This is a genomic window from Pseudomonas sp. KCJK9058 (genome assembly GCF_046230975.1).
Lineage (GTDB): Bacteria > Pseudomonadota > Gammaproteobacteria > Pseudomonadales > Pseudomonadaceae > Aquipseudomonas > Aquipseudomonas alloputida.
On record NZ_JBJJLR010000011.1, the window covers coordinates 108,555 to 116,563 of the forward strand.

The following is an 8,009-nucleotide window of genomic DNA, read 5'->3' on the forward strand; positions in this document are numbered from 1 at the left end:
GAATGCCCCGGCGCACCGGGGCGTTGGGCAAGTGTCAGTGGCTGAGGAACACTTCGCTCTCGCCATGGGCTTCAAGCAGACCCAATAGTTGCCGACGGATAACCAACCCAGGCTTGTCCGATGGCATGTGCAGTTCCACCCTGCGGCGGGTGTCGACACAGGCGTCAGGATCGGTGGCCTCCAGGATGTCGCGGTCTTCGGCTGTGATCGCCGCGTCCCAGTCGATCAGTTCCTGGGTCGAGCATTGCTCTTCGCTGTCGTTGCGATACAACCACTGCACGAGCATCAGTCGGTTGTCGTCGATGGGCGTGGCGCAGTTGTAGATGATGTGGTGGATGCCGCTGTCCGGATACATGCAGCCAAAGCGCCGAGAGAAGGGCAGGTAATAGCGGTTGAGCAGGTGCCGTTGGGTGATCGGCTCGGTCGTACCGGTGATACGGAAGCTTGCCTCGGGGTTGCGGATCGGCACGCGGGTCTCGGCTTCGAAGCCATAATCGGTTTCGCGAAATTCGTAACTGGCCGGTTGCGGCTGGTCGAACAAGCCGAAATTGGCCTTGTGCACGAAGGAAAAGTGCGAGTTGTCGAAGGAATTCTCCATGACCCGCAGCGGGCTGGTCTTCCACTCTTCGTAAAACTGGAAGATGCGTCGGTAACCGGGGGTGCCGTCTTCCGGGAACTCAGGGATCGGTTGTAGCGGGTCGTCCAGGCTGACCCAGGCATAGCCGTACTTTTCCTGGCAGTGATAAGCCTTCACCGCGGCACCCGGAGGAATAGCGCCGGTGGGATTCTGCGGGATCTTCACGCATGTGCCGGTGCAGTCGTATTCCCAGCCGTGGTACCCGCAGGCGATATTGCCCTCAGCACTGACGAAGCCTTTGGACAGTTTGGCGGTGCGGTGGCAGCAGCGGTCCTGCATTGCCACCGGGGTACCATCGGGACGCTTCCACAACACCAGCGCTTCACCCAGCAGGGTGAATGGCTTGGGGCCGTCTTCGAGGGCTGTCATAGGTAGCAGGGCATACCAGAAACGGCGCAATACAGGTTGTTTGGTAACCAACATAATCAGGATTCCTCACAGCGTTGAGCTTGTTATGGTGTTCAGCGGCTGCCGACCTGCTCGGCCTCAGGGAGTACCTTCAGGTCTTGCACAAAGCGCGTGGTGTAAGCGTTGCGCCAAGGTGCGTCGGGACCGAGCAGACCCGCCTCGACCATGAAGTCGCGGGTCGCTTGCCAGCGGCTGTCAGTCATGGTGCCGATCCCCTGGGTTGCGGCCTCTCCACCGGTGACCAGGCGGTACTGCTTGAGGGTCGAGACGCCCCAGGCCAGCAGTTCATCGGTCATGTTGGGGTTGTCGCGCTTGATCAGTGCATTGCCGGCGCTGGGGTCATCCAGATAGCGCTTCCAACCCTCCATGGAGGCGCGCACGAAACCTGCTACCCGCTCCGGGTGCTGAGCGATGATGTCTTGACGGGTGACCACGGTGGATCCGTAGGGTGGATAACCGGCATCTGCGAAGAGGAAAAAGTTAGGCGTCACGCCTGCCTTTATCGCCTGGAACAGTTCCGAGCTGGCATACGCCTGTTGTGTGGTTTGCGGGTCGGCTAAAAAGGGTTGCAGGTTGAAGGTGTAAGGCCGCGCCTGGTTGTCAGCCAATTGATATTTACCCTTCAGCCAAGGCCACCAGGTTTGCTGGCCCGAGGTGGACACCAGCACAGGCTTGCCGCCGAGAGCATCAAGTCCGCCGACGTCCGCGTGGGTCATCAACCCTTGCGGGTCTCCCTGGAAGGGCGCAGCCACTGCGACCACTGGCAGGCCTTGCTCGACACTTTTTAGAATCTGCAGGTCATAGTTGACGATGAAATCAGCTTGCTTGCTGACCAGCAGTTGCATGCCATTGACCTGTGGTCCACCCATTCGGATGGACACATCCAGGCCTTCCTTTTCGTACAACCCATCGGCCAGTGCCTGGTAGAAGCCGCCCTGTTCGGCCTGAGCATACCAAGAGGTCAGCAACACCACTTTGTCGCCAGCGATCGCCAGCGGAGCGATGGTCAGCGTGGTGGGGAGCAACGCTGCTGCCAACAGCGAGCGTAGCGGGCGAGCCAAGGCAAAACGCGTTTTCATCATGTGTTCTTCACCCCGATTCAAAAAACCGCCGTGCGCCGGATAGCGCGACAGCGAAGGAGCCGGGCGGAGAGAACGTGGGAAGAGAATGGCGTCGCGAAGCAAAAGGGCGTGAACTGGCGACTGACATTGCTCTCTTGCCCGGGGCTGCCATAGCCTCGTTCAAACATCCGCTCGGATGTACGCCCCGAAGGACGCAAGAGCAATGCCCCATGCCATGCCTGGCACTGACCGCTTCTACTCGCTGATACAAGAAGCCAGAAGCATGCCAATTTCATGAAGCCGCTGACTTTGCGGTGTAGCGACCCGCATCCGAGGGGGCCGGGACTGACGCGTGAGTTGAGAAGGTGCAGAACGTACCGATTGAGCACTAATAAAGTGCGCAATACTCTGCGCATATGGTGTTCATTGGTGATAAAGATTGCGCACAATAAGCAATCTACGTGTATCCGATTAGTTGGCACGAGCCCTGCTTTGCGCTAACTCGAGTAGAAGCGGTCAGTGCCAAAAGATGGCATGGGACATTGCTCTGGCGGCCTCGTGCCGCTCCCCCGGCAAGGGTGGCGCCTCGGCATGAGCCGGGGCCAGAGGAGAGGTCGTCCGCTGCTGCATACCCTTGCTGGCGAAAACCAACAATCACGACCCAAGGGATGCAAATGAAACCGAACGCTCTTTCCTGGCTGCTTCACAGCGTCGTCCCACTCTGCGCGCTGGCCACGGGCAGTGCCCAGGCGAATCCGCTGATGTGGAGCAACAACAGCCTCAGCTACCTCTACGGGCATGGTTATAAAGTCGATGGCACCGGCAACGATATCCAGCAAACCATCACCTTCGAGCACGCCAGTGGCTGGACGTGGGGCGACATGTTCTTGTTCGTCGATAACAAGTGGTCCAACGGCTTGTCCGGCAACGATGGCTACACCTATTACGGCGAGTTTTCACCGCGACTGTCGCTCGGCAAAATCAGTGGCCACCGTCTCAGCTATGGCATCGTCAAGGATGTGTTGATCGCTGCCACCTATGAGCGCGGAGAAGGGCGCAATCGAAAGTACCTGCTTGGGCCCGCTGTTGACCTGAACCTGCCTGGTTTTGATCGTTTTTCACTGAACACTTACTACCGCAAGCCCGATGGGATAACCGGCAAAGCGTCTGGACAGTGGCAGATCAACCCGACCTGGGCCATGACGATACCGCTCGGCCGCTCAGACATTCTGTTCGACGGTTATCTGGAGTGGTACGTCAATGATGTGGGGACGAAGGGTACCTCGAACTATGTAGCCAAGAGTTTCCACTTCAACCCCCAGATCAAGTACGACGTTGGTAAGGCGATGGGGCAAGCGCCGGCGCGTTTCTATGCGGGAATCGAGTGGGACTATTGGTCCGACAAATATGGCATTGAAGACAGCCACGGTTTTCCGACCGATCAGAACGCATTGAGTGCATTGATCAAGGTGCATTTCTAGGCTCTGTACGAATGCAGATGTCGCAAACACCGCATGGACAAGCCAGCGAGACAACTGCGGCATAGCTTTTCGTAAGCTTGTCGAAGGGTGTCACGACCCGGCGGTTCCCTTCAGTCAGCCAGACATGCGCTCGATGATGTTGTGCTGTTGGTACTTGGGCCGATCAAACAGTCTGGGTAAACCACGCTTTGGATTGCACTTCATTGAGCGCATGCGGGTGCCCATGTTGGCTTGGCTTAACGCTGCGCTCGTCCAGCAGTGGCCGGGTATCGCTGATCGCGAGAAGTATCCCAAGATCGCGATGCTCATGGACGGCTGCGAGGATGAAGTGCTGGCGCGTACGGCATTTCCCAAGGCGCGCCGGCGGCAGTTGCGCGATACCAATCCGCTTGAGCGGCTCAACGCAGAGATCAAACGCCGAACCGATGCAGGCCTTCGAGGCGGTCACGGCTGTGAAGCTAATCTGGGCCAGCCACCACCCTCGCGAGATGCCTAGCGGCTCATTATCACTAACACGTCCGCTCGCCTGTATCAGAGCCTTCAGTTCGCGATTGTTCACAGGTTTAGTCATGAGCGCTGCTGCGTCAGCTAAATCCAAGTGATTTTTAGACTAACATGCGATAAGCCGTGATTATTCCACCTGAGGAAATGTTTGCAGGAGAGGTTTGCTATCGCCATAATTGGTACGTAATTACATGGTACATAACACAGTACAAAATCGTAGGAGCAAGCATGGCCCGTGGCGGTATCAACAAGGTGGTAGTGCAGCAGGCGCGTCAGGCACTGATCGCCCGGGGTGAGAACCCCAGCATCGATGCCATACGTATCGAGTTGGGTAATACCGGCTCCAAAACCACGATTCACCGCTACCTCAAGGAACTGAACGGCCAGCAGCCGGTGGCTTCCGAAGGCGGGGTTGCGCTGAGCGATGTGCTGAGCCGCTTGGTTGGGCAACTGGCAACCCAGCTGCAGGACGAGGCCGACCTGAAGATCGAGCAGGCCGAGAGCACCTTCACGCAACAGCGCGAGACGCTTGAGGCGCAGCTGGAAATCGCCAAGCAGGCACTGGCTGCAGCGCACCAGCAACACAAGATCGATGCAGCGGCATTGGCTGCAGAGACAGAAAAACTGTTGTCCACGCAGAGCACGCTGCAAGCTGAACAGCTGCGCAGTGCCAGCCTCAACCAGTCGCTGGGTGAGTTGCAGGTGCGCCTGGCTGACAAGGACGAGCAGGTCAAATCGTTGGAAGACAAGCACCGCCATGCCCGCGACGCCCTGGAGCACTACCGCAATGCCAGCCGTGAACAGCGTGAGCAGGAACAGCGCCGCCACGAAGCGCAGTTGCAGCAGATGCAGGTGGAATTACGTCAGATGCAGCAGGGCATGATCGTCAAGCAGGACGAACTTACCCGCTTGCACCGTGACAATGAGCGTTTGCTGGGAGAGCATCGTCAGGCGGCCAGTGAATGCCGGGCGCAGGATGAGTTGCTGGAACAACGCGATGCGCAGATCCAAGGCCTGCGCACGATCCTGGCCCAGGCACAAGGCGCCAGCGAAGAGATGCGCCGGCAGCTGGATGTGCAAGCCCAGAGCCTTGAAGCCAGGCGCGACGTGTGCACCGAGCAGGCGCGGCAGTTGCAGTGGCTTGAGGAGCAGTTGAAGGCGCGTGACGAGGCGCTGGCGCAGTGTCGCGCGCAGTTGGCCCCGGTCGCAGATTAATCAGGCGTTTCCTGGTGGGTGGTTTCTTCCTTGATTACTGGTCTCGTTGCCGGCAAGCCATGTGCGATCCCTTGGGAACCGGCTTGCCGGCGACGGTCACCACAGACGACTGTCAGCCTTCAGCGCGCCTGGCGGCCTCTACGCCTGCCGCCGACAGCTTGATCGGGTAGTGCACGCTGATCTGATGATCACTGCTTATCGCCACGCTACCGTCGTGAATCAAGCCGGCTTCCTGCAACGTCTTGAGCATGCCGGCCACCGCCTTTTCGCCGCGGTAGTTGTCCAGCACTTCCTTGCCTAGCCCTTCGGGGTGCGCATGCAGCAGGCGGGTAAGTACTTCGGTCTTCAATGCATCGTTACTCATGTGCGGCCTCACTTGCCGTGCTTGGACTGAAGGGCTTTGGCCTGCTCCAGGTGCTGTTCGAGTTTGGGCAGCGTTTCGCTGGCAAAGGCCTTCAGTTCAGCCTTGTCGGACGATGCAGCCTCTTTCTTGAACAGCTCCACCGCTTTTTCGTGAGCGTCGACCTGGTTGTTGAGGTACGACTTGTCGAAGGACTCATCGCGCCACTCCAGGATCATTTTCTTGATCTTGTCGGTCATCGCGGCTTCATCCGGAACCGAAATGTCCAGTTTGCGGGCAATGTCGCCGAGTTTCTGGTTGGCCTGGGTGTGGTCGGTGACCATTTGCTGGGCGAATGTCTTGATCTCGGCGTTTTGGCTTTTCTCCTGAGCCAGCTTGCCAGTCACCATTTCGGCAATGCCGGCCTCGGTGGCTGCATCGACGAAATCATCGGAAGTCGCGGCCATTGCTTGCACCGATGCCAGGCCCAACACCATGGAAAAACCAACGCGTCTGATGAAGAGACTCTTCATGCTTCACTCCTTTAAACCGTGGCGCGACCTCAATGTCGCGTACGGTTGAGGGGGAAGGCGGGGCAAAGGTTTAATCTTTTTTGCCGCCGGTTCCGACCGTGCGACGCTGATCTATAGTGAAGACGGCGAACGCGGTACGGCCAGGGATTCCAATGTGCGCAGCCAGGAAACAGGACGACGATGGGCTTTACGCCATAAGTGGCGAGGGCCGCGCGGTGGCGCTGTTCCGCCTGGTACTGGCGTTCATGCTGGTGGTGATGCTGGCATTTGTACTGGTGGAAGGTTGGCGCATCTGGCGCGACTACCGCTTTGCCTATAACAATGCCGAGAACATGGTCAGCAACCTGGCCCGAGCCACGGCGCAGCACGCCGAGGACGCCATCCGCCAGGTCGACGCCATTACCGCAGCCTTGGCCGAGCGGCTGGAAGGCGATGGTTTCGATCACATCGACCGGCCCCGCCTGCACGCCTTGCTGGCCCAGCAAAAAAGCATCATGCCGCAGTTGCACGGGCTTTTCGTTTACGGCCCGGACGGCAGCTGGATCGTCACTGATCAGGCGGCCATCCCGCCCAACGCCAATAACGCCGACCGGGACTACTTCGCCTATCACCGCAGCCATACCGACCCGGGTGTACGTATCGGTTCGGTGGTGCGCAGCCGTTCCACCGGCGACCTGATCATTCCTATTTCCAGGCGCCTGGAGTATGCCGACGGCAGCTTCGCCGGCGTATTGCTCGGCACCATCAAAGTGGAGTGGTTCGTGCGTTACTACGGCGACTTCAAGATCGACGAACGCGGCGCGCTGGTGCTGGCCAAGCGCGACGGCACCCTCCTGGTACGGCGCCCGTTCGTGGAACAGGTGATAGGCCGAAGTCTTGCCAACAGTGAGATCTTCCGCAACCACTTACCGTATGCCACAGAAGGGGTAGCCGAGGCGGTAGCGGTCGTCGATGGTACCCCTCGGCTGTATGGCTACCGCGCGTTGTCCAGCTACCCGTTGGTCGTGGAGGCGGGGCTGTCGCGTGAATCCATTGTCGCGCCCTGGCGGTACGATGCGATCAAGTCGGTGGCGGTATTGCTGTTGTTGTTGGTAGGGCTGGCAGCGTTTGGCGGGGTGGTGCTGCGCCAACTGCGCGAGCGGATCGCCATCGAGCGGGCCCTGCTCCAGGCTCACCAGACGCTGAAAGCGTTGGCCTTGACCGACAGCCTTACCGGGCTGGGTAACCGTCGGCGGCTGGATGGGGTGTTCGAACCTGAGCTGCGCCGTGCACGGCGCCAAGGCTACCCCCTGGCGCTGGTGATGCTAGACCTGGATTACTTCAAGGCCTACAACGACCGCTACGGCCACCCGGCTGGCGACCAGTGCTTGCGACGCTTTGCCGAAGTGCTGCAGCAGGCCTTGAAACGGCCGGCCGATCTGGCGGTGCGCTATGGTGGGGAGGAGTTTACGCTGTTGCTGCCCGATACCGATGGCCGCGGGGCGGAAATGCTGGTGCAGGAGTTACAGCAGCTGGTGCGCCGACAGGCACTGGAACATGCCGCTAGCCCATTGGGGAGGGTGTCGTTCAGTGCCGGGATCGCGGTGGTCGACCTGGCGCGGGAGGGCGTCACTGCCGAGGCGCTGGTCGCGGCGGCGGACGGGGCGTTGTACCAGGCCAAACAGCAGGGGCGGGATGGGTATTGCGTGGCGGGAAATGTGGCGGGGGGGGCGGGGTGGTGGACTGGGTGGGGAATTCGCAGGCGCCATGCGGCCCGAGGAAAAACTAAAACCCCCGAAGGAATTTACAACGCCCGCCGAGGCCGTGGGGAAGGCCGCGTTGGGGGGTGCG

The 8,009-nt window shown here is 59.7% G+C and carries 7 protein-coding genes and 2 pseudogenes; 4 read left to right on the forward strand and 5 right to left on the reverse strand.

The annotated features are described in order from the left end of the window. Window positions 1–34 precede the first annotated feature (34 nt). Together ACK59Z_RS09250 and ACK59Z_RS09255 are read right to left on the reverse strand one after the other, a co-directional pair. Window positions 35–1,060 carry an aromatic ring-hydroxylating dioxygenase subunit alpha gene (locus ACK59Z_RS09250; protein ID WP_070095452.1) on the reverse strand — a complete coding sequence of 342 codons (1,026 nt, stop codon included), beginning with the start codon at window positions 1,058–1,060 and terminating at the stop codon, window positions 35–37. A gap of 38 nt (window positions 1,061–1,098) precedes the next feature. Continuing rightward, complete coding sequence (locus ACK59Z_RS09255; protein ID WP_108190844.1) at window positions 1,099–2,124, reverse strand: ABC transporter substrate-binding protein; 1,026 nt, start codon at window positions 2,122–2,124, stop codon at window positions 1,099–1,101. Window positions 2,125–2,780: 656 nt separating this feature from the next. Between ACK59Z_RS09255 and ACK59Z_RS09260 the strand changes: the two genes are divergently transcribed. Further along, window positions 2,781–3,587 (forward strand): membrane protein, encoded by an 807-nt coding sequence (locus tag ACK59Z_RS09260; RefSeq protein WP_019751605.1) that lies wholly within the window; start codon window positions 2,781–2,783, stop codon window positions 3,585–3,587. Here ACK59Z_RS09260 and ACK59Z_RS09265 read toward each other — a convergent pair. Then, window positions 3,584–3,800: pseudogene (locus ACK59Z_RS09265) on the reverse strand (IS5/IS1182 family transposase); the annotation flags it as partial. The gene ACK59Z_RS09260 and the pseudogene ACK59Z_RS09265 overlap by 4 nt on opposite strands. Before the next feature lie 40 nt (window positions 3,801–3,840). Between ACK59Z_RS09265 and ACK59Z_RS09270 the strand changes: the two are divergent. Both ACK59Z_RS09270 and ACK59Z_RS09275 read left to right on the forward strand, forming a co-directional pair. After that, a pseudogene (locus tag ACK59Z_RS09270) lies at window positions 3,841–4,014 on the forward strand (transposase); the annotation flags it as partial. A gap of 305 nt (window positions 4,015–4,319) precedes the next feature. Next, a complete protein-coding gene (locus ACK59Z_RS09275; protein WP_108190843.1) occupies window positions 4,320–5,306 on the forward strand; it encodes a DNA-binding protein in 987 nt (328 codons plus the stop codon). 112 nt (window positions 5,307–5,418) lie between these two features. Here the strand turns inward: ACK59Z_RS09275 and ACK59Z_RS09280 are convergent, their stop codons facing one another. Further along, entirely contained in the window at window positions 5,419–5,670 is a 252-nt protein-coding gene (locus tag ACK59Z_RS09280) for a hypothetical protein (protein WP_108190842.1), read from the reverse strand. An 8-nt stretch (window positions 5,671–5,678) separates the two neighbouring features. Beyond that, the gene (locus tag ACK59Z_RS09285; protein ID WP_409292864.1) at window positions 5,679–6,179 is read right to left on the reverse strand and encodes a DUF4142 domain-containing protein; all 501 of its coding nucleotides are present in this window, start codon (window positions 6,177–6,179) and stop codon (window positions 5,679–5,681) included. Window positions 6,180–6,331: 152 nt separating this feature from the next. On the opposite strand from ACK59Z_RS09285, the gene ACK59Z_RS09290 reads away from it, so the two are divergent. Continuing rightward, on the forward strand, window positions 6,332–8,009 hold a 1,678-nt coding region (locus ACK59Z_RS09290; RefSeq protein WP_409292866.1), incomplete at its 3' end, for a diguanylate cyclase.